This is a genomic window from Bradyrhizobium japonicum USDA 6 (assembly GCF_000284375.1).
GTDB lineage: Bacteria > Pseudomonadota > Alphaproteobacteria > Rhizobiales > Xanthobacteraceae > Bradyrhizobium > Bradyrhizobium japonicum.
The window spans coordinates 1273442-1295184 of record NC_017249.1 but is presented as its reverse complement, the minus strand read 5'-3'; the positions used below and the strand labels follow the sequence as shown (position 1 = coordinate 1295184).

Genomic DNA, 21743 nt, shown 5'->3' with positions numbered 1-21743 from the left:
CGCTGAAGCTTCGGCGTGCCGAGCGCTCGTGTGGGCCTCGGCGTAGCCTTGGCGGAGCCGGGACCGGGCGATCCAGTACGCCGCGGCCTATCGGTTCGACCGAGAAATACCCCGCCTTCGCGGGGTATGACAGCGTCAGGTGAATTTGACGCCTGCTTTCAGCGGCACGCCGCGTAAGAAGTCCGCGGCCTGCATCCGGCCCTTGCCCTCGCGCTGGAGCTCGACGATGCGGATCGCCTCCTCGCCGCAGGCGATGGTGAGCTGATCGTCCAGCACCGCACCAGGCTCGCCCGATCCTTTGGCCAGCTCGCAGCGCAGGATTTTCACGCGCGCATTCTCGAGCTCGGCCCAGGCGCCGGGAAACGGCGACAGGCCATGGATGTGGCGCAGCACGGCGCGCGCGGGCCTGGTCCAGTCGATCCGGGCTTCGGCCTTGTCGATCTTGGCGGCGTAGGTGACGCCATCCTCGCTCTGCTTTTTGAGCTGGAGCCCGCCGCGGGCGAGCGCGGCCATCGCGCGCACCATCAGATCGGCACCGAGCCGGGAGAGACGGTCATGCAGATCGACCGCGGTCATGTTGTCGGGAATCGCGATGCGCTCGGCCATGGCGACGTCGCCGGTGTCGAGGCCGACATCCATCTTCATCACCATCACGCCGCTCTCGGCATCACCTTCCATGATCGCGCGGTTGATCGGCGCGGCGCCGCGCCAGCGCGGCAGCAGCGAGGCGTGCAGATTGTAACAGCCGAGCTTCGGCGCATCGAGGATCGCCTGCGGCAGGATCATGCCATAGGCGACGACGACCGCGGCATCGGCGTCGAAGGCACGAAACTCGTCGAGCGCTTCGGGCGTCTTCAACGACTTCGGCGTCAGCACGGGCACGCCGAGCTTCCGCGCGGCTTCCTCGACCGGGGTCGGCTGCAATTGCAGGCCGCGCCGCCCGCCGGGCTTTGGCGCGCGGGTATAGACCGCCGCGATCTCGTGGCCATGCGAGACCAGCTCGAGCAGCGTCGGCACGGAGAAATCGGGCGTGCCCATGAAGATCAGGCGGAGGGGCATCAACGGAACTCGCTGCGTTCCCTCCCCCTTGCGGGGGAGGGCTAGGGAGAGGGGTGCCACACGACGCGCTCTCTCGGTATATGAGCGCGGGCGCCTGTTGTTGGCACTCGCAAACGACAAGCGCCTTTTGCTGGGCTACCCCTCTCCCATAGCCGAAGCTTCGCTTCGGCGTCCATCTAAAGGACGGCCGCCGAAGGCGGCCTATGCCCTCCCCGCAAGGGGGCAGGGAGCTCAGCGGAGTATGGAGCAGCACCTAAACTCACTCCGCGCGCTTGGCGGCTTTCTCGAACTTCTTCATCACGCGGTCGCGCTTGAGTTTTGACAGATAGTCGACGAACAGCACGCCGTTGAGATGGTCGATCTCGTGCTGGATGCAGGTGGCGTAGAGGCCTTCGGCATCCTCCTCATGCACCTTTCCGTCGAGATCGGTGAAGCGCACGCGCACCTTGGCGGGACGTTCGACCTCCTCGTAATATTCGGGAATCGAGAGGCAGCCTTCCTCGTAGACCGACAGGTCTTCAGAGGATGCGATGATTTCAGGGTTGATGAAGACGCGCGGCTCCGGCTTGGTCTCGCCGTCCGGGTCAGGCTTGGCGAGGTCCATGGTGATCAGCCGCAAGGGCTGCGCGATCTGGATCGCCGCGAGCCCGATGCCGGGCGCGTCGTACATGGTCTCGAACATGTCGTCGGCAAGCTTGCGGATCTCCGTCGTGACCTTCTCGATCGGCTTGGAGACCAGACGCAGCTGCTTGTCGGGCAGGATGATGATTTCTCTGAGGGCCATGGCCGCGATTTAAGCCGCATGCCGGATGCGGTCAATGCGGCGAGGAACTCCGTTAACCCTCCGCTAACCATAAAACTTCAGGTTTCGTTAACCATAAAAATTAGGGGGCTGTTAACCATAAATGTTCGCTATTCGTTCGCGGAGGGTGTCGAATCGGCTACAACGGCCGCCATGAACGAGATCATTTTCCTGGCTGGCGACTGGCCGGTCCGCACCATCGATGCGCTGATCGGGTTCGGCGCCCTCATCGTCATCCTGCTGGTGGTGATCGCGGTGGTGATCGCGCGCTCGGGACGGCGCGGTGCGGAACTCGCCATGGCCAATGCCATCCGCGCCGACGAGCTCGAGGAGCGCCTCAGCCAAGTGCTGCGCGCCCAGAGCGAAGCTGCCGGCCGGGCCGACGCCATGACCCAGGCGCTGGCCGGCCGCCAGGCCGACATGGCGCGCGCGGTCAACGAGCGGCTGGATTCGGTGACCCATCGGGTCGGCCAGTCCATGGAACATTCGACCCGCAACACCATGGAGAGCCTGCGCGCGCTACACGAGCGGCTCGGCATCATCGACAACGCGCACAAGAACCTCACCGACCTCACCACACAGGTGACGACCCTGCGCGACGTGCTCGCCAACAAGCAGTCACGCGGCGCCTTCGGCCAGGCGCGGATGGAGGCGATCGTCCAGGACGGCTTGCCGAAGGGCGCCTACGAGTTCCAGTTCACGCTCTCGACCGGAAAGCGGCCGGATTGCGTGGTGTTCCTGCCCGACCAGCGCCCGCTCTGCATCGACGCAAAATTTCCGCTGGAGGCGATGACCGCGCTGCACGACGCCCGCACCGACGAGGAGCGGCGCGTCGCCACGCAGCGGCTGCGCGGCGACGTGATGAAGCATGTCAGCGACATCGCCGACAAATATCTCGTCGCCGGCGAGACCCAGGAGACGGCGCTGATGTTCGTGCCGTCGGAATCGGTCTATGCCGAGATTCATGACGGTTTCGACGACGTGATCCAGAAGGCCTATCGCGCCCGCGTCGTGCTGGTGTCGCCGTCGCTGCTGATGCTCGCGATCCAGGTGATGCAGCAGATCATGAAAGACGCGCGCATGCGCGACGCCGCCGACCAGATCCGCACCGAGGTGATCAAGCTCGGCGACGATTTGGGACGCCTGCGCGACCGCGTGCTGAAATTGCAGAAGCATTTTGCCGATGCGAACGAGGACGTCCGACAGGTGCTGATCTCCGCCGACAAGATCGAGAAGCGCGCCAGGCGAATCGAGGAGCTCGATTTCAGCAAGACCGATGCGCCGGAGGGTCCGCATCTGGTGGCGGCAGGTGCCGCGGAGCTGTTCCCGAGGAAGCTCCAGGCGGGAGAGTGAGTTTTGAGGCACACTGTCATACCCCGCGAAGGCGGGGTATCCAGTACGCCGTGGCAGCCGTGATTGGATCGAGGCGCTGGTGATTACTGGATCGTTCGCCTTCGCGGACGATGACACCGAGGGTGTTGAGGCGTCTCCCGCCTCACCGGCTACCACGAGGCTTTTCCTTCAGAATCTGCTAACACCTCCCCATGACCGCACCCGACGCGACCTCCCCTGCCAGCCCCGACACGGCCCCTACCTCCTGGCGCGACGGCCTGGCCGTGTACCTGCAACCGCGGGTGCTGATCGTGCTGTTCCTCGGCTTCTCGTCCGGGCTGCCGCTGGCGCTGTCGGGCTCGACGCTCCTGGTGTGGATGCGCGAGGCCGGGGTCGATCTCAAGACCATCGGGCTATTTGCGCTGGTCGGCACGCCCTACACGCTGAAATTCCTGTGGGCGCCGCTGGTGGATGCGCTGCATGTGCCGCTGTTTACCCGCGCGTTCGGACGGCGGCGCGGCTGGCTGCTGTTCTCGCAGTTGCTGCTGATCATCGCGATCCTGCTGCTGGCGCTGACCGATCCCGCGCGCTCGCCGTTCTACGTCGCGCTCGGTGCACTGCTGGTGGCGACAACATCGTCGACGCAGGACATCGTGGTCGACGCCTTCCGCGTCGAGAGCCTGCCGGAGAGCGAGCAGGCCGCCGGAATGGCTTCCTATGTCGCCGCCTATCGCATCGGCATGTTGGTCTCGACCGCGGGCGCGCTGTTCATCGTGTCCGGCTTCGAGGGCACCGGCATTCCGCGCGCGTCGGCCTGGATGTGGGGCTATGTGGTGATGGCGGCGATGGTGCTGATCGGCACGATTACCGCGCTGGCTGCGACCGAGCCCGAGCAATCGGTGCGGGCGGAAGCCGCGACACAAACCGAGACGGCGTTCGCGCGCGTGCTGCACGCGGCGATCGGAGCCTTCTCGGAATTCCTGACGCGCAAGGACGCGCTCGCGGCGCTCGCCTTCGTCGTGCTGTTCAAGTTCACCGATGCCTTCTCCGGCACGATGACCGCGCCGTTCGTGATCGACCTCGGCTTCTCCCGCAACGATTATGCGGCGATCGTGAAGGGCGTCGGCCTCGCGGCAACGCTGATCGGCGGCTTTGCCGGCGGCTTCCTCGCGCGGCGCTATTCGCTGGCGACCAGCCTGTGGATCGGCGGCGTGGTGCAGGCGCTCGCCAACCTCTCCTTCTCATGGCTGGCATTCGTCGGCACCAGCCAATGGGCGCTGGCCTTCGCCATCACCTGCGAGAACTTCACCAGCGCCATCGGCACCGTGATCTTCGTCGCCTATCTCTCCGCGCTGTGCCAGAATCCGCTGCACACGGCGACGCAATACGCGCTGCTCACCGCGCTTGCGGCGGTCGGGCGCACATATCTGTCAGCAAGTGCGGGCTTCGTGGCGGACACGACGGGCTGGCCGCTGTTCTTCGTGATCTGCGTGCTGGTGGCGATCCCGAGCCTGTTGCTGCTGGCCTGGCTGCAGAAGCGCGGGCACTTCGAGACGCTGGGGCCGGTGAGGGTTTAGCGGTCTCGTAGGGGGCAAAGGCGCACTTGCGCCGTGCCCACGATCTTTCCCAGCATTCGACGGAAGCGGTGGGCACGCTTCGCTTTGCCCACCCTACAGCATCTCGATCTGATGCCCTATTGCTTCCTGATCAAGCTCCACTTCGTGATCACGGCTTCGCTCATCTGGCCGGGATCGCTGGCGCAGGCGACTTCGTCGACCTTGACCGAGATCTCCTTGCCGACGAACGATTTCAGCTGCGTGGCCTGTGCGTCGCTGGAGGTGACGAGCTGGAACGTCTCGGGACCAGTCTCGAGATTGCACAGCCCGTTCGGCGCCGGCAGGCGACGCGGCTCGGAGGTGATCTGGTACATCGCAATCCGCTTGCCGGCGTTCTTGACGTCGCGCACCTTCATTGCGTTCAATTCGCCCGAGAGCACCTCGCCGGCATTGATCGGCTTGCCGGGCTTCGGCGGCGGCGGCGCCCCGTCGTCCTGCTGCGCGCAGATGGCCGGCGTCGCCAGCAGCATCAACGTCGCGACCAAAGCCGATCGTGTGGCGAAAAGTTTCGTCATGTCGTCCGTTCCGTAAGTCTGGATGGCTAGAACAGGGTCCGCTGCCGCATGGCGGCCGATAGCGTACCTTCGTCGAGATAATCAAGCTCGCCACCGACCGGCACACCATGGGCCAGCCGGGTTACTTTTACGTTGGCGTCCTGAAGCAGGTCGGTGATGTAGTGCGCCGTGGTCTGGCCGTCGACCGTCGCGTTCAGCGCCAGGATGATCTCATGCACCTCGGCAGCATGCGCGCGCGCGACCAGCGCGTCGATGGTGAGATCCTGCGGGCCGACGCCGTCGAGCGGCGACAAGGTCGCGCCCAGCACGTGATAGCGGCCCTGGGTCGCATTGGCCCGCTCCAGCGCCCAGAGGTCGGCGACATCGGCGACCACGACGATGATTGCGGGATCGCGCTTCGGATCGGTGCAGACGGTGCAGGGATTTTGCGTGTCGATGTTGCCGCAGGTCTTGCAGACCTGGACCTTGTCGAGCGCGACCTGCAGCGCCGAAGACAGCGGCATCATCAGCGCTTCGCGCTTCTTGATCAGATGCAGCGCCGCACGCCGCGCGGAGCGCGGGCCCAAGCCCGGCAGCCGTGCGAGAAGCTGGACCAGCCGCTCGATTTCGGGACCTGCAACCGAACCCATCTTATTGGCCGAACATACCCGGCGGCAGGCTGAGCCCGCCCGTGAGCGCCTGCATCTTCTCCTGCACGGCCGTCTCGGCCTTGCGGCGGGCTTCACCGAGTGCGGTGACGAGCAGGTCCTCGAGCACCTCGCGCTCTTCCGGCTTCATCAGCGAGGGATCGATCTTGATGCCCTTCACGTCCATCTTCGCGGTCATGCGCACGGCGACGAGACCGCCGCCGGAAATGCCTTCGACCTCGACGTTGGAGAGCTGATCCTGCATCTCCTGCATCTTGGATTGCAGCTGCTGCGCCTGCTTCATCATGCCGAAAATATCGACCATCGGTGCTGTCCTTGGTTGGCGCGATGACTCGTCATCGCGCCTTAACTTTTGGTTTGAACGTGATCTGATCGGAAAGCCGCTTCACACTTTGCGTGACGCGGCCTTCGGGTCCGGATCATGCTCTAGAGATCGTCGCCGTCGGAACCATCGGGCGGATCGTCACTGCCATAGTCCGCATTCATATTGGTTTCCGGCGCCTCGGGGGCAAGCCTGCGGACCTCGACGACCTTCGCACCGGGAAAACGCGACAGCACCTCCTGCACGCGCGGATCGGCTTCGGCGGAGCGCGCATGTTCCTGCTTCGCCGCCTGGTTCACCGAACGCAGCGTCGGCTGGCCCTGCTCGTTGGAGACGATCACGGTCCAGCGCCGGCCGGTCCAGAGCTCAAATTTTCGCGCGAGCTCGGAGATCATGGTCTTGGAGGCGTTGGGCTCGAGCGCGACTTCCAGCCGGCCCTCCTCGAAACGGACGAGGCGCATGTCGCCTTCGAGCGCGCCCTTGGTCATGAGATCGCGCTTCTGCCCGGCGACCGCTACGAGCTGGGTGAAGCTCGTGATGCGCAGCTGGGGCGCGGCCCCTTGCGGATCCGGCGCGGGCGCCGCCATCTGCGGCCGGGCAGCGCCGCCGCCGAACCCGGACGGCGACGAGGTCGGCGCGCGCATGGGCGCCGCCGAGGCCACCGGCGCACCCGGCGCACCGCTGCGCGCGGCACTTCCGCCGCCCACGACCGGCGAGCCGCCGCCGTTCTGCTCCAGCATCTTGATCGCTTCGTCCGGCGTCGGCAGATCGGCGACATAGGCGATGCGCACCAGCACCATCTCGGCGGCTGCTGCGGGGCGCGTCGCAGCCTGCACCTCGGTGATGCCCTTGAGCAGCATCTGCCACATCCGCGACAGCACGCGCATCGAGATCTTCGAGGCGAAGTCCCGCGCGCGCACGCGCTCGGTCTCGCCATAGGCGACGTTGTCGGCGGTCGCCGGCACGATCTTCACGCGGGTGACGAAATTGACGAACTCGGCAAGGTCCGACAGCACGACGATCGGATCGGCGCCGACGTCGTACTGATCGCGGAACTCCCTGAAGGCGCTCGCGATGTCGCCGCGCGCCAGCGAATCGAACAGGTCGATGACGCGGGTGCGGTCGGCGAGCCCCAGCATCTGCCGGACCGCATCCGCCTTCACGGTGCCTGCCGCGTGTGCGATCGCCTGGTCGAGCAGCGACAGAGAGTCGCGCACCGAGCCTTCCGCGGCGCGCGCGATGATGCCGAGCGCCTCCGGCTCGATCTCGACGCTCTCCTTCGCCGCGATATTGGCGAGGTGCTTCATCAACACGTCGGCCTCGACCCGGCGCAGGTCAAAACGCTGGCAACGCGACAGCACGGTGACCGGAACCTTGCGGATCTCGGTGGTCGCGAACACGAATTTGGCGTGCTCCGGCGGTTCCTCCAGCGTCTTCAGGAAGGCGTTGAACGCCGCCGTCGACAGCATGTGGACTTCGTCGATGATGTAGACCTTGTAGCGGGCGCTGGCCGGCGCGTAGCGCACGCTGTCATTGATCTGGCGGACGTCGTCGACGCCCGTATGCGAGGCCGCGTCCATCTCCAGCACGTCCATGTGCCGGCTTTCCATGATCGCCTGGCAATGCACCCCTAACGTCGGCATGTGGATGGTCGGGCCCTTCACCGATCCATCCGGCATCTCGTAGTTGAGCGCACGGGCAAGGATACGCGCGGTGGTGGTCTTGCCGACGCCGCGGACGCCGGTGAGGATCCAGGCCTGCGGAATGCGCCCGGTCTCGAACGCGTTCGAGACGGTGCGGACCACGGCCTCCTGGCCGATCAGATCGTCGAAGCTGGAGGGCCGGTATTTGCGCGCCAGCACCCGGTAGGGCGTGCTGGCCTGGCCGGCGCTATCGGGGTTGGGAGGGGCGCCAGCGTCGGTCATCGGTCGATCCGCAATGGAATGTCTTTCGCCCTGCTATTGCGGAAAGGAGCGCGCTGGCGGGAAGCCCGCCGGCGCAATTCGCTCGGAAAAACAGGTAGGAGACTGACGAGCGACCCGATCCGGACCTCGTTAGGGCTGCTTCCTTCCGGACCTGACCCGGTTGGCGAGTGGCTCGTCCACCGCCAATCTCCCGGTCCCTATTTGGGGCCAAAAGGTCGGGAAAGCAAGCGGGTATCCGTAGGTCCCGCACACCCCGCTGGAGGGCCCCCGCCGGCCCATTTGGACGCGGAAGCCGGCTCAGTGCTGGCGAGCTGGAACCTCCGTGATTCGCGCAAACCGCTTGCGATACTCGGCGGGCGTCACGCCGACGTGACGATTGAACGCGCGACGCAGCGTATCGGCATCGGCGAATCCACAATGGAGCGCCACCTGCTTCGGGGCTTCATTGCCAAACTCGAGCAGCCGCCTCGCGGCATTGACGCGGGCTTCCTCGACCCAGGTCGCAGGCGTGACGCCCACCTCGGCGCGGAACAGCCGTGCAAAATGCCTCGGGCTGAGCTCCATGCGCGTCGCCAGGCTCGCAACGCTGTGGTCGAGCGAGGGGTTGGCGGCGACCCAGCGCTGCAGCTCCTGCAATGCGGCGCGGCCGGCGGGAACAGCCTCGCCCTTGCGGGTGAACTGCATCTGCCCACCCGGGCGCTTGAAGAACATCACGAGCTGGCTTGCGACCTTCATGGCCGTATCGCGCCCGAGATCCTCCTCGACCAGTGCCAGCGCGAGGTCGAGCCCTGCGGTCACGCCGGCGGCCGTGCGAAGCTTGCCGTCGGTGATGTAGATGGCATCCTTGTCCACGGTGACCGACGGGAATTTGCTGGCCAGCATGTCCGCGACCGCCCAATGCGTCGTAACCCGCCTGCCATCGAGGAGACCGGCGGCGGCAAGGAAGAAGGCCCCGCTGCACACCGAGCCGAATCTGCGGGTCCGCGAAGCTCGCCCCGCCGCAGCCAGTCGATCACGCTCCCATCCGCCGGGACTTCGGCCGCGTTCGGGCATCCTGCCACCAGCAAGGTGTCGATGGGCTCCTGGAAGTCGCGGTCGACGATTCGGTCGGGCATCAGCCGGATACCTGAGGAGCTGCGGATCGGCCCCGGCTCCGCGCCCGCCACGAACAGCGCATAGGCGGGATAGCCGGCCTGGACGTTCGCCTCGGCGAACACGTCGAGCGGCCCTGCGACATCGAGCAGCTGCACCCCTGGCAGCGCCACGATCACAACCGTCCTTGGTTTCGGCTTTGCGCCCATGTCCGCCTCGATCCGGATTTGTCCGTTTTAGACGTATTACGTCGATTTAAGACAACGTAGCCCGGATTTACATTGAACGCGATCGAAATTTCAGGAGCTGCCCATGTCAGAAATCACCGAGGCCGCCGTCATTCCCGACAGCAAGCTGGCGCGTGCCATCACCGAATACATCCGCGACACCGAAACGGATTTGCTCTTCAACCATTCCAGCCGCGTCTACCAGTTCGGCGCGATGGCCGGCGTCCGCCGTGGGCTGACCTTCGACCGCGAGCTGCTTTACGCCGGCGCGATGTTTCACGACATCGGCCTGATGCCGGGCCATGGCAGCCAGCACGAGCGGTTCGAGGTCGACGGCGCGCACGCCGCGCGCGACTTCCTGCGCAGCCACGGCATTTCGGAAGCCGACGCTTACACGGTGTGGACCGCGATCGCCCTGCACACGACGCCGGGCGTCCCTCAGCACATGCACCCCGTCGTCGCGCTGGTGACCGCGGGTGTCGAGATGGACGTGCTCGGGCTCACCTACGGCGAATATTCCGACGCGGAGCGCGAGGCGGTCGTGAAGGCGTTTCCGCGCACAGCGCATTTCAAGGAAGACATCATCCAGGCCTTCTACGACGGCATCAAACATCGGCCTGATACGACGTTCGGCAACGTCAAGGCCGACGTCATCGCCGACAAGGAGCCGCATTTCCATCGTGGCAATTTCTGCAGCGTCATCCGCAACTCGCATTGGCACGGCTGAACGCAATTCGCTGCCGTTGCGAATCCCCGCCCCAATCATCGACCAGGACTTACGACATGAGCGACAAACGACCCCATCTCACGCACGCGACCGGCGCTCCCGTCAGCGACAATCTCAACATCATGACCGCCGGCCGTCGCGGCCCCGCATTGTTGCAGGATGTCTGGCTGATCGAGAAGCTGGCTCACTTCGATCGCGAGGTGATTCCCGAGCGACGCATGCACGCCAAGGGATCCGGCGCCTTCGGGACCTTCACGGTCACCCATGACATCTCCCGCTATAGCAAGGCCAGGATCTTCTCGGAGATCGGCAAGGTCACGCCGATGTTCGCGCGCTTCTCGACGGTGGCGGGCGAGCGCGGCGCAGCCGACGCCGAACGCGACATCCGCGGCTTTGCGCTGAAGTTCTACACCGAGGAAGGCAATTGGGACATGGTGGGCAACAACACGCCCGTGTTCTTCTTCCGCGATCCCTTGCGCTTTCCCGACCTCAATCACGCCATCAAGCGCGATCCCCGGACCGGGATGCGCAGCGCCGACAACAATTGGGATTTCTGGACGTTGTTGCCGGAGGCTCTGCACCAGGTCACCATCGTGATGAGCGAGCGTGGCCTCCCCAGGAGCTTCAGGCACATGCATGGCTTCGGCAGCCATACCTACAGCTTCATCAATGCCGCCAATGAGCGGACCTGGGTGAAGTTTCACTTCCGGACGCAGCAGGGCATCGAAAACCTGACCGACGCCGAGGCCGAAGCCCTCATCGGCAAGGACCGCGAGACTCACCAGCGCGACCTGTTCGAGAGCATCGAACGCGGCGATTTCCCGCGCTGGACGATGTTCGTGCAGATCATGACCGACGATCAGGCGAAGGCGTTTGCCTTCAACCCGTTCGACCTGACCAAGGTCTGGCCGAAGGCGGACTTCCCGCTGATCGAGGTCGGCACTTTCGAGCTGAACCGCAATCCGGAAAACGTCTTCGCCGAGGTCGAACAGGCCTCCTTCTCGCCGGCCCATGTCGTTCCGGGCATCGGCTTCTCGCCCGACAAGATGCTGCAGGCGAGGCTGTTCTCCTACGGGGACGCGGCGCGCTATCGCCTCGGCGTCAACCATCATCTGATCCCCGTCAACGCGCCGAAATGCCCGTATCACAGCTACCATCGCGATGGCGCAATGCGGACCGACGGCAATCAGGGGAGGACGCCGACCTATTTCCCGAACAGCCGCGGCGAGTGGACGGACCAGCCCGATCTCAACGAGCCGCCGCTCGAGATCGATGGTGCGGCCGCACATTGGGATCACCGCATCGACGACGATCACTATCGGCAGCCCGGCGACCTCTTTCGCAAGATGAACGCAGCCCAGCGGCAGGCTCTGTTCGACAACACGGCGCGTGCTGTAGGCGCCGCTGCCATTCCGATCCAGGAACGGCACATCGCCAACTGCGCCAAGGCCGATCCCGCCTATGGCGCCGGTGTCCGCGACGCGCTGACGCGCCTCGCGACCGTTCGTGCCAAGGGTACGGAAAAGGCCGCAGAATAGGGTCGGTCGATCCGCACCGACCTCTCGCCGTCTTCGGCGAACGGCGCCGACAGGGCGCCGTTCGCATTTTTAAAGCGAACCGCCGAAGCCTCTCAATTTTCTCGCGAAAATAGCTAGAGCCGACGCGCTCGCCCGACCTTCCCTCGCGCTCGCCGCGGCGCGCCTGTCGCGAAGCGCAGATGCGGACGTTCGCCTCGGAAAGCGTCATGGCCGATAGGCTCCCTGCCCATCTTCGAGGCCCCGCACATCCCTCAGGCAATCGAGTCTTGACAGGGCCCGCCCGGCAGCGCCTTTCTATGAAATCCTGCCGGAACCGAAACAAAGGGTGCGCGAAAGTCCGATCCAGAGCATTTTTCAGCCGGCTGACGCCGATTGATGGGTGAATTTTTCGCGCGAGATCAACCAAACACCTTCATCCAACCAGAAAAGCGATTCCTCAAAATGGTTACACGTCGTGATGTCGCATCGATTGTCGGACTTGGCGCGATGGCTGCGGCCACGCTGGCCTCACCGGCCGTGGCGCAGACCGCAGCGGATCCCAACGAATCGACCTTCGCCCGTATCCGCCGTACCAAGAAGATGCGGATCGGCGCGGTCGGCGGCGGCGCACCCTATTACATGAAGGACCTCGCCAGCGGCCAGTGGAAGGGCTTCTACATCGACATCGCCAAAGGGCTGGCCGACGACATGGAAGCCGAGCTCGAGATCACCGAGACGACCTGGGGCAATTCGGTGCTCGATCTGCAGTCCAACAAGATCGACATCTTCTTCGGCCTCAACCCGACCCCGAAGCGCGCGCTGGTGGTCGACTTCTCGGTGCCGGTCTTCAACAACGCCTTCGGCATCCTCTGCAAGAAGGACTTCAAGCCGAAGAGCTGGGCCGAGCTGAACTCGCCCGACGTCAAGATCGCCGTCGACCAGGGCTCGTCGCACGACCAGGTCGTCAGCCGCCTGACGCCGAAGGCGCAGATCTCGCGACTGAAGACCGCCGACGATGCCACCGCCGCGCTGCAGACCGGCCGCGTCGACGCGCAGTGCCTGATCACCATGCTGTCGCTGACCGTGCTGAAGAAGAATCCTTCGCTCGGCCAGTTCGTGCTGCCGACGCCGATCTTCGCCACCACGTCGAATGCCGGCTTCCGCCGCGAGAACGACAAGACCTTCCGCGACTACGTCAACACCTGGATCGACTTCAACAAGGGCCTCGGCTTCATCCGCAACGCGATCATCACCAACATGGAGCTGGTGGGCGTGACCGAAGCGGACATTCCGCCGGGCGTTTCGCTGTAATCTCCCACTGTCATTCCGGGGCTCGCGAAGCGAGAACCCGGAATCTCGAGGTTCCGGGTTCGATGCTTTGCATCGCCCCGGAACGACGGTGCCAACGGCACCCACGACGAGTTAAACACGCATGTATCAGTGGGACTTCGGCATCCTCTGGAGCTATCGCTGGCTCTTTCTCAACGGGCTCGGCGTCACCGTCGGCTTCACCGTGGTCATCGTCGTGCTCGGTCTCGTCTTCGGCCTGTTCGGCGCGTTCGGCAGCCTGTCGCGCTTCAAGGCGGTGCGTCTGGTCGCCCTTACCTTCATCGAGGCGTTCCGCTGCACGCCGATCCTGGTGCAGCTGATCTGGTTCTATTACGCGCTGCCGATCCTCGCCGGCGTCGAGATGACGCCGATCACGGCCTCGGCGCTCGCGCTCTCGCTCTATGGCGGCTCGTTCTATTCCGAGATCATCCGCGGCGGCATCATCTCGATCGACAAGGGCCAGTCGGAAGCAGGCGCCGCGCTCGGAATGACGCCCGGCCAGGGCATGCGGCGCATCGTGCTGCCGCAGGCGATCAAGCGCATGATCCCGGCGCTGATGAACCAGTCGATCATCCAGTTCAAGAACACCTCGCTGGTTTCGGTGCTCGCCGTGCCCGACCTCGTCTACCAGAGCCAGGTCGCCGCCCATGACAGCTACCGGCCGCTGGAGACCTACACCGCGGTCGCGGTCGCCTATGCGGCGATCCTGATTCCCCTGACCATCATCGTCCGCCGCGGCGAGAAGCGACTGGCGGTCAGCGAATGAGCGAGCCATCCAGGAACACTTCGAAGATCGAGATCCGCAGCCTTCGCAAGAGCTTCGGCAGCAACGAGGTTTTGAAGAACATCAGCCTCGACGTGGCCAAGGGGGGCGTTGTGGCGCTGATCGGCCCATCCGGCTCCGGCAAGTCGACACTGCTCCGCTGCATCAATCTGCTGGTCGTACCCGACGGCGGCAGCGTCCGCGTCGGCGATACGCGCTTTGCGTTCGGCGATGGTTCGAAGCTCCCCGACGTGAAGACGCTGGCCAAATTCCGCGCCACCACCGGCATGGTGTTCCAGCACTTCAACCTGTTCCCGCACATGACGACGCTTCAGAACGTCATGGAGGGCCCCGTCACCGTGCGCCGCATGGCCAAGGCGGACGCCGAGAAGCTCGCGCGCGCGCAGCTTGCCAAGGTAGGCCTTGCGGAAAAGGCCGATCAATATCCGGCGACGCTGTCGGGCGGGCAGAAGCAGCGCGTCGCGATCGCGCGTGCGCTGGCGATGGAGCCGGACGTGATGCTGTTCGACGAGGCCACCTCGGCGCTCGATCCCGAACTCGTCGGCGAGGTGCTCGCCGTCATGCAGCGGCTGGCCTCGGAAGGCATGACCATGGTGATCGTGACCCATGAGATCGCCTTCGCCCGCGAGGTCGCCGACCGCCTCACCTTCATGCGCGACGGAATCGTGGTCGAGGAAGGTCCGGCGCGGCAGGTGATCGACAATCCGCAGGAGGCCGCGACGCGCGCCTTCCTCAGCCATTTCCACCGCACCGGCGCGTTGCCGCCGGCCAACGTAGCACCGTGATGCCTGATATCGATCGCGCCTATCTCGTCACCGGCGCCGCCAGCGGCATCGGCCGCGCCACCGCAAAGCTGCTCGCGGCGCCCGGCACCGCGCTTCTGCTCCACACCCGCTCGAACACGGAAGGTCTCGATGCCGCCGCGGCCGAAGCCGAAGCAAAAGGCACCGCCGTCGCAAAATGCCTGGGCGATCTCGCCGAAGAAGCAGCCGTCACCGACGCCGTCGCCGCCGCGCAACGCACTTTCGGACGGCTCGACGGATTGATCCTGGTCGGCGGTCATGCCCGCCGCGGCAGCGCGATCGGCACGCCGGCGGATCAATTCCGGCAGGCGATGGACGAGTCTGCACTGGCCTTCACGCGGCTGGTCGACGCCGCGCTGCCGCTGCTGCGTGACGGGCGCGATGCGCGGATCGTGGCGGTCTCCTCTTTCGTCGCGCATGCGATACGGCCGGAATTCGCACCCTTTGCCGCAACGGCGGCAAGCCGCTCCGCGCTCGAAGCGCTGGTGCGTCTCACCGCGATCGAGCTCGCAAAGGACGGCATCACCGTCAATGCTGTGTCACCCGGCCTCATCATCAAGGACAAGCCGAGCGAGAGCCGGCTCTCGCCCGAGCAGATCGCGACCACCGAAGCGCTGATCCCGATGCGCCGCCGCGGGCGACCGGAAGAAGTGGCCGAGATCATCGCCTTCCTGGCATCGCCGAAGGCATCCTACGTCACCGGCCAGGTCTGGCACGTCAATGGAGGCCTGACATGACCGAAGCGACCGTCGAACGCATCAGGCTGTTCCTGATCGAGAGCCCGATCAAGATGGCGCGCCTCCAGGGCGTCGGCAACGTCAAGGGTACGGTGAAGCGCGTGCTGATCGAGCTCACCGCCAGCGACGGTGTGATCGGCTGGGGCGAAGCAGCTCCGTGGGAAGTGTTCACGGGGACGCCGGAAGCGGCCTTCTCCGCGCTCGACATCTATCTGCGACCGATCTTGCTCGGCAAACCCGTGCGCCGCATCCGCGCGCTGATGGCCGAGTTCGACCGCGCGCTGGTCGGTCATGCCGAGGCCAAGGTCGCGATCGAGATGGCGCTGCTCGACATCGTCGGCAAATCGTCGGGATTGTCGGTCGCCGACCTGCTCGGCGGCCGCGTGCGAGACACGATTCCCCTCTCCTTCTCCATCGCCGATCCCGATTTCGCCGCCGATCTCGAACGCATGCGAAAAATGGTTCCGGACGGCAACGTCATCTACAAGGTCAAGACCGGCGTAAAACCGCATCGCGAGGACCTCGATCATCTCGAAGCGATCCGCAAGGAATTCGGCGACAAGGTCGATCTGCGCGTCGATTACAACCAGGCGCTGGCGCCGTTCGGCGCGATCAAGATTTTGCGCGATGTCGAGGAATTCGCGCCGACCTTCATCGAGCAGCCGGTGCCGCGCAAATTTCTCGACGTGATGGCGCAGCTCACCGCGGCGCTGGAAACACCCGTTCTCGCCGACGAAAGCTGCTTCGACCGCCGCGACATGATGGAGGTGGTGCGCCGCGAGGCCGCCGATGCCGTCTCGGTCAAGCTGATGAAGGCCGGCGGCCTGTTCGAGGCGCAGGCGATCATGGCGATCGCCGACATCGCCGGCCTGCCCGGCTATGGCGGCACGCTGTGGGAGGGCGGCATCGGGCTTGCCGCCGGGACGCAGCTGATCGCGGCAACGCCGGGCATCTCGCTCGGCTGCGAATTCTACATGCCGCATCACGTGCTGACCGAGGACGTGCTGGAAGAGCGCGTTGCCAACCGCGCCGGCCATGTCGTGGTGCCCGACGGCCCGGGTCTCGGCATCCGCGTCAGCGAGGCCTCCATCCGCGCCAATGCGCGGGTGCTTGCGGAGGCGTAGTTTCCGTCATTCCGGGGCGCGCAAAGCGCGAACCCGGAATCCATAACCACAGGAAGTGGTTTTCGCGCGAGCTGGTCACCACGCATCTTCGCCAAACTTCTCCCTGTGGTTATGGGTCCCGGGTTCGCGCTTTGCGCGCCCCGGGACGACAGCGGAGCATGCCGCCCCCGCGGCCCCGATCCTTCCCCTCCGGGAATCGGTATCGTATGGTCGGAGCCAACAAGCCCGCCCCATCGGGCCATTCGGAAACCTTCATGTCTGATCCCGCCTGGTCACTGCACTCCCGCCTGAAAGAGGACACCATCGATATCGGCGACCTGCCGCTGTCGAAGGTACTGGTCATCAAGGACGCGCATTATCCCTGGCTGCTGCTGGTGCCGCGACGACCCGATGCGGTCGAGATCATCGATCTCGACGAGGTGCAGCAGGCGCAACTGATGACGGAGATCTCCCGCGTCTCGCGCGCGCTGAAAGAGATCACCAAATGCGACAAGCTCAATGTCGCCGCGCTCGGCAACCTCGTGCCGCAGCTTCACGTCCACATCATCGCGCGCCGCACCGGTGACGCCGCCTGGCCGCGGCCGGTCTGGGGCGTGATGCCGCCCTTGGCGCATGACGCCACCGAGGTGCAGACTTTCATCAGCGCGCTTCGCCGCAAGATCTGGTTGGGTTGAGAACAAGAAATGTCAGCATTCGACTCGTTTCCGCTGGGACAGCCGGCCTTCGTCACCAACGTCCTCGATCGCGCCGCGCATCTGCGCCGCGACGACGAAAAACTGTTCGCGATGGAGCAGAAGCCATCATCGCGCGCCTATGTCGTCTGCCGCGACTCGCTGCTGGTGAAGCGCGAAGGCGACAAGACGCGCGCGCTGCTGGGAATCGACGAGGCGCTGAAATGCGGCGCCAATCCCGGCACGATCTTCCTAGGTTTGCGCGACGGCGCCGCGGTGTTCGGCATGGGGATGCCGCAGGCGGCGGCCGAGAAGCTGATCGGCCGCGAGGACTACACCGTCACCGAGCTGCGCGGCATGGCGATGCAGGGCGCGATTCCGCCGGACGAGCTCTCGGCGATCGCGATGGCGAAGTCGATGGTGAGCTGGCATCAGCGCCACGGCTATTGCGCCAATTGCGGTGCGCGCAGCGCGATGAAGGAAGGCGGCTGGAAGCGCGAGTGCCCTGCTTGCAAGGCCGAGCATTTCCCGCGCACCGATCCTGTCGTGATCATGCACGTGTCTTCCGGCGAGAAGTGCCTGCTCGGCCGCCAGAAGCATTTTCCGCCGGGCATGTTTTCGTGTCTCGCCGGCTTCGTCGAGGCCGCCGAGACCATCGAAGACGCGGTACGCCGGGAAATCCTCGAAGAATCCGGAATCCGCTGCACCGACGTGCAGTATTACATGACGCAGCCCTGGCCCTATCCGTCGTCGCTGATGATCGGCTGCAGCGCGCGGGCGCTGAACGAGGACGTCGTCGTCGATCATTCCGAGCTGGAGGACGCGCGCTGGTTCACGCGCGAGGAGGCCGCGCTGATGCTGACGCGGACGCATCCGGACGGGCTCGCCGGCCCGCATCCGTTCGCGATCGCCCACCACCTGCTCGGCCGCTGGGTGCACACCAAGACCGGCGCGTAAGCCGGGGCCGCCGGTGGCCACATCAGGGACCGCGCCGCGCATCCTCTGCATCGGCATTCCCGTGCGCGACCTCACCTTTCGGGTCGAGGCCGTGCCCGCGCGCGGCAGCAAGGCCAACGCCACGCATCTCGCCGAGATCTGCGGTGGCAACGCGCTCAATGCTGCGATCGCCATCGCGCGGCTCGGTGGCCGGGTCTCCTTCGCAGGCCCGATGGGCGATGCACGGGAGGCGTCGAGCGGCTTCATTCTCGAACAGATGGCCAGTGAAGGCATCGACACGACGCACGTCGTGCGCATGCCCGGCCTGACCACGCCGGTCTCGGCGATCCTGATCGAGCCCTCGGGCGAACGGACGCTCACAATCTATCGCGATCCGGCTCTGTGGAGCGTGAAGCTGCCGGACGGTGACGCGCTGCTCGCCGAGTGCCGCGCGGTCCTCGTCGAGAGCCGCTGCGGCGCCCTCTGCATCGATCTCTGCGCCGAGGCGCAACGGCGCGGCATTCCCGTCATCGTCGGCGTCGATCGCGCGATGTCGTTGCAGGACGGCCTGCTCACGGCCGCCTCGCACCTGCTGTTCGCCAGCGACCAGATGCAGGAGACGGCCGGTGTCGCCGATGACGGTGGCGCGTTGAAGCGCCTCGCAGGACTGACGCCGGCCTTCCTCGCCGCCACGCGCGGCCCGCGTGGCACGATCTGGCTGAACGAGGCGGGCGAGCTGGAGGAGACACCGGCCCTCCCGGTTCAGGCGGTCGATACGCTCGGGGCCGGCGACGTCTTCCATGGCGCGTTCACGCTTCGCCTCGCCGAGGGCGAGGGGGTGCGGGAGGCGCTGCGATTCGCCGCGGCCGCCGCAGCGCTGAAATGCACCCGCCATGGTGGCGGCATGGCCGCCCCACAACGCGTTGAAGTTGAAGAGCTTTTACGAGGCGGGCTTTAGAGCGGTTCCACTGCTACGCCGAGATTATGGGCTTGCCGTGGAAAGATTTTCTCTATATCAGGGAAATCAGCCCTTTAAATGGAACAAAGTTCTTCAAATGACTGACCTCGCCGTCCAGCTCCCCGAGACCAGCCGCCGGCTCGATGCCATCGACCGCAAGATCCTGATGGTGCTCCAGGAGGATGCCTCCCTGTCCGTCGCCGAGATCGGCGACCGCGTCGGGCTGTCCTCGACCCCCTGCTGGAAGCGCATCCAGCGACTCGAGGCCGACGGCGTGATCCTGAAGCGGGTCGCCCTGGTCGACCAGAACAAGATCGGGCTCGGCATCTCCGTGTTCGTGTCAGTCGAGAGCGCCGACCATTCCGACGCCTGGCTGAAGAAGTTCGCCGAGGCCGTGAGCGCCATGCCCGAGGTGATGGAGTTTTACCGCATGGCCGGCGACGTCGACTACATGCTGCGCGTCGTGGTCGCCGACATGCAGGCCTATGACGTGTTCTACAAGAAGCTGATCAGCGCCGTGCCGCTGAAGAACGTCACCTCGCGCTTCGCGATGGAGAAGATCAAGTCGGTCACCGCGCTGCCGATCCCGGCGGTGGTGGCGGCCTGACAGCCGCCCCTCAACCCACATCACTTGAATTGAGATTGGCAGATCACCGCTGATCTCCGTGCGGCCCCTTGCTCGATTTCGGTACCTCGGTAAGGAAGCATTTACCGAGAATTAGCTCCGTTCACCTACGATCGTGGCATGGAGGGGACAACGACGATTCCGTCCCGGCGGTGGCCTGCCTGGGCGAATGCGGCGGCTTTGCTGGTCGCAGGCTGGATCGCGCTCGCAATCCTCACCTTACAGGTTCGTCCGGGCGCGACAGTCGTCGCAGTTGTGTTTCCGCCCTGGTGGAGCACGCAGCAGGTGTTTCAGGGTGCGGGATCGGCGCAAGCGGCGATCGTCGGGGCAACCGCCCTTCCCACCCTTCTCGTCGTCCGCCCGGATGACCATGACGGACTGACGCGTCTGCATGAGGCCGGCGCCTGGTTCGTGATGGACGCGCAAGCGGTGTCAGCATGCATTGGCAAATAGTTCCGGGGAAGACGAAATGATGGTCGAGAACGACGGACTCGAATCGCTGCGCCAAACCACCAGCAGGATCCTCGTCGCGGTGCTCTGGCTGCATGTGCCGATCAGCGTGACGATCGGGCTCGCACTGGGCAAGGCATGGCTGATCCCCGCGATATTCATGACGATCTTCGCGCTCGCCGCGACCCTGTCCTGGCGCATGTCGGGCAACGGCCTCTCCACCCGCCTCGTGTTCTCCGTCGCCCTGATGAGCGGCGTATCGATGTTCACCTGGCAGTTCGAGGGGAATCCCTGGCAGATCGACATGCACATGTATTTCTTCGCCGCGCTGGCGTGCATCGTCGCCTATTGCGACTATCGCGCGATCGCCGCGGCGACGGTCGCGGTGGCGCTGCATCACATCGCACTGAACTTCGTGCTGCCCGCTGCGATCTATCCCGGCGGCTCCGATTTCGGCCGCGTCGTGCTGCATGCGGCGATCCTGCTGATCGAGGCCGGCGTGCTGATCGCGCTGGCGCACAAGCTCCAGGAGCTGTTCGAGACCACCGCCGTGAAGACCGCGGAAGCACAGGCTGCGATGGCGGCGGAAGCGCGCGCCAACCGCGAGCGCAGCGAGGTCGAGCAGCGCGCCAAGCAGGATCGCGAAGCCGCCAAGCAGCGGTTGGCCGACAATTTCGAGCGCAGCATCGGCGGCATCGTCGAGGCCGTTGCGATCGCCGCCGGCGAGGTGCAGCATCTGTCGTCCGCGATGAGCAGCAACAGCGCCGACACCGCGCGCCGGACCAGTGCAGCGGCCGCAGCGTCGAACCAGGCCTCGAGCAATGTCGAGACCGTCGCCGCCGCGACCGAGGAGCTCACCGCGTCGGTCAGCAGCATCACGCAGCAGGTCGCACGCTCCGCAAACATCGCGGCCAGGGCCGCGGACGAGGCCCGCCGCACCAATCAGGTGGTCGAAGGCCTTGCCAGCGGCACGCAGAAGATCGGCGAGGTCGTCACCCTTATCCAGAGCATCGCGAGCCAGACCAATTTGCTCGCGCTGAACGCCACCATCGAGGCGGCCCGCGCCGGTGAGCACGGCAAGGGGTTCGCGGTGGTCGCAAGCGAAGTGAAGGCGCTGGCGAACCAGACCGCGAAAGCCACCGAGGAGATCTCGGCGCAGGTCCAGAGCATCCAGAGCGCGACCGGCGATGCCGTCAACGCCATCCAGGCGATTGGGGCTACGATCGCCGAGATCGACGAGATCTCCGGCCAGATCTCGACTGCCGTCGATCAGCAGGGCCTCGCCACGCGCGAGATCGCCGGCAGCCTGCAACAGGCCGCCACCGGCACGCGCGAGGTGAACAACAACATCGCGAGCGTGAGCAAGGCATCCGAGCAGGCTGGCGCCGCCGCCTCGAAGATGCACCAGGCGGCCGCCGGATTGTCATCGCAGTCCGAGCGGTTGAAGGCCGAGGTCGACGGTTTCCTGGGCTCGCTGCGAACGGCGTGAGGCGCGGCCCGAACGCGGGCATCGCCCGGCTTGACCGGGCGATCCGGTACTCCGTG

21 protein-coding genes, 1 other RNA gene and 1 pseudogene are annotated in these 21743 nt (G+C 65.5%); 15 read left to right on the top strand and 8 right to left on the bottom strand.

Annotation, left to right across the window (positions count from 1 at the left end; genetic code table 11):
* Positions 1-135 precede the first annotated feature (135 nt).
* Both fmt and def read right to left on the bottom strand, forming a co-directional pair.
* Positions 136-1059, bottom strand: a complete 924-nt coding sequence (fmt, locus tag BJ6T_RS05900) for a methionyl-tRNA formyltransferase (protein ID WP_014491384.1) — start codon at positions 1057-1059, stop codon at positions 136-138.
* 259 nt (positions 1060-1318) lie between these two features.
* Positions 1319-1843 (bottom strand): peptide deformylase, encoded by a 525-nt coding sequence (def, locus tag BJ6T_RS05895; RefSeq protein WP_014491383.1) that lies wholly within the window; start codon positions 1841-1843, stop codon positions 1319-1321.
* Positions 1844-2014: 171 nt separating this feature from the next.
* Between def and BJ6T_RS05890 the strand changes: the two genes are divergently transcribed.
* Together BJ6T_RS05890 and BJ6T_RS05885 are read left to right on the top strand one after the other, a co-directional pair.
* Positions 2015-3214, top strand: coding sequence for a DNA recombination protein RmuC (locus tag BJ6T_RS05890; RefSeq protein WP_014491382.1), 1200 nt, complete (start codon positions 2015-2017; stop codon positions 3212-3214).
* Between the two features lie 191 nt (positions 3215-3405).
* Positions 3406-4770, top strand: coding sequence for an AmpG family muropeptide MFS transporter (locus BJ6T_RS05885; protein WP_014491381.1), 1365 nt, complete (start codon positions 3406-3408; stop codon positions 4768-4770).
* 116 nt (positions 4771-4886) lie between these two features.
* On the opposite strand, the gene BJ6T_RS05880 is transcribed toward BJ6T_RS05885, so the two are convergent.
* The 6 genes and pseudogenes from BJ6T_RS05880 to BJ6T_RS05860 form a co-directional block, all read right to left on the bottom strand.
* Positions 4887-5324, bottom strand: coding sequence for a hypothetical protein (locus BJ6T_RS05880; RefSeq protein ID WP_014491380.1), 438 nt, complete (start codon positions 5322-5324; stop codon positions 4887-4889).
* 26 nt (positions 5325-5350) lie between these two features.
* The gene (gene recR, locus BJ6T_RS05875) at positions 5351-5953 is read right to left on the bottom strand and encodes a recombination mediator RecR (RefSeq protein WP_014491379.1); all 603 of its coding nucleotides are present in this window, start codon (positions 5951-5953) and stop codon (positions 5351-5353) included.
* 1 nt (position 5954) lies between these two features.
* Positions 5955-6275 carry a YbaB/EbfC family nucleoid-associated protein gene (locus BJ6T_RS05870; RefSeq protein ID WP_014491378.1) on the bottom strand — a complete coding sequence of 107 codons (321 nt, stop codon included), beginning with the start codon at positions 6273-6275 and terminating at the stop codon, positions 5955-5957.
* A gap of 122 nt (positions 6276-6397) precedes the next feature.
* Positions 6398-8218: a DNA polymerase III subunit gamma/tau gene (locus BJ6T_RS05865; protein WP_014491377.1), complete on the bottom strand. Its 1821-nt coding sequence runs from the start codon at positions 8216-8218 to the stop codon at positions 6398-6400.
* Positions 8219-8312: 94 nt separating this feature from the next.
* Positions 8313-8409, bottom strand: an RNA gene (ffs, locus tag BJ6T_RS42795) — signal recognition particle sRNA small type.
* Between the two features lie 106 nt (positions 8410-8515).
* Positions 8516-9519, bottom strand: a pseudogene (locus BJ6T_RS05860) (GlxA family transcriptional regulator).
* Positions 9520-9622: 103 nt separating this feature from the next.
* On the opposite strand from BJ6T_RS05860, the gene BJ6T_RS05855 reads away from it, so the two are divergent.
* From BJ6T_RS05855 to BJ6T_RS05795, 13 genes are all read left to right on the top strand, one after another.
* The gene (locus BJ6T_RS05855) at positions 9623-10264 is read left to right on the top strand and encodes an HD domain-containing protein (RefSeq protein WP_014491375.1); all 642 of its coding nucleotides are present in this window, start codon (positions 9623-9625) and stop codon (positions 10262-10264) included.
* Between the two features lie 56 nt (positions 10265-10320).
* The gene (locus BJ6T_RS05850) at positions 10321-11802 is read left to right on the top strand and encodes a catalase (RefSeq protein ID WP_014491374.1); all 1482 of its coding nucleotides are present in this window, start codon (positions 10321-10323) and stop codon (positions 11800-11802) included.
* Positions 11803-12243: 441 nt separating this feature from the next.
* A complete protein-coding gene (locus tag BJ6T_RS05845) occupies positions 12244-13092 on the top strand; it encodes a transporter substrate-binding domain-containing protein (protein WP_028148999.1) in 849 nt (282 codons plus the stop codon).
* Between the two features lie 121 nt (positions 13093-13213).
* Entirely contained in the window at positions 13214-13876 is a 663-nt protein-coding gene (locus BJ6T_RS05840; protein WP_014491372.1) for an amino acid ABC transporter permease, read from the top strand.
* Complete coding sequence (locus tag BJ6T_RS05835; RefSeq protein ID WP_014491371.1) at positions 13873-14679, top strand: amino acid ABC transporter ATP-binding protein; 807 nt, start codon at positions 13873-13875, stop codon at positions 14677-14679. The genes BJ6T_RS05840 and BJ6T_RS05835 overlap by 4 nt, the downstream gene beginning before the upstream one ends.
* A complete protein-coding gene (locus BJ6T_RS05830) occupies positions 14679-15434 on the top strand; it encodes an SDR family NAD(P)-dependent oxidoreductase (RefSeq protein WP_014491370.1) in 756 nt (251 codons plus the stop codon). Before BJ6T_RS05835 ends, BJ6T_RS05830 begins: the two co-directional genes overlap by 1 nt.
* Entirely contained in the window at positions 15431-16558 is a 1128-nt protein-coding gene (locus BJ6T_RS05825) for a muconate cycloisomerase family protein (RefSeq protein ID WP_014491369.1), read from the top strand. Before BJ6T_RS05830 ends, BJ6T_RS05825 begins: the two co-directional genes overlap by 4 nt.
* Positions 16559-16812: 254 nt before the next feature.
* Entirely contained in the window at positions 16813-17232 is a 420-nt protein-coding gene (locus BJ6T_RS05820) for an HIT family protein (RefSeq protein WP_028160121.1), read from the top strand.
* Positions 17233-17241: 9 nt separating this feature from the next.
* Positions 17242-18186, top strand: a complete 945-nt coding sequence (gene nudC / locus BJ6T_RS05815) for an NAD(+) diphosphatase (RefSeq protein ID WP_014491367.1) — start codon at positions 17242-17244, stop codon at positions 18184-18186.
* Positions 18187-18199: 13 nt separating this feature from the next.
* Positions 18200-19123: a sugar kinase gene (locus BJ6T_RS05810; protein ID WP_014491366.1), complete on the top strand. Its 924-nt coding sequence runs from the start codon at positions 18200-18202 to the stop codon at positions 19121-19123.
* Positions 19124-19220: 97 nt separating this feature from the next.
* A complete protein-coding gene (locus BJ6T_RS05805) occupies positions 19221-19730 on the top strand; it encodes an Lrp/AsnC family transcriptional regulator (RefSeq protein ID WP_014491365.1) in 510 nt (169 codons plus the stop codon).
* Positions 19731-19868: 138 nt separating this feature from the next.
* Positions 19869-20201 (top strand): hypothetical protein, encoded by a 333-nt coding sequence (locus BJ6T_RS05800; protein ID WP_014491364.1) that lies wholly within the window; start codon positions 19869-19871, stop codon positions 20199-20201.
* A gap of 16 nt (positions 20202-20217) precedes the next feature.
* The gene (locus BJ6T_RS05795) at positions 20218-21687 is read left to right on the top strand and encodes a methyl-accepting chemotaxis protein (protein WP_014491363.1); all 1470 of its coding nucleotides are present in this window, start codon (positions 20218-20220) and stop codon (positions 21685-21687) included.
* Positions 21688-21743: the final 56 nt, after the last annotated feature.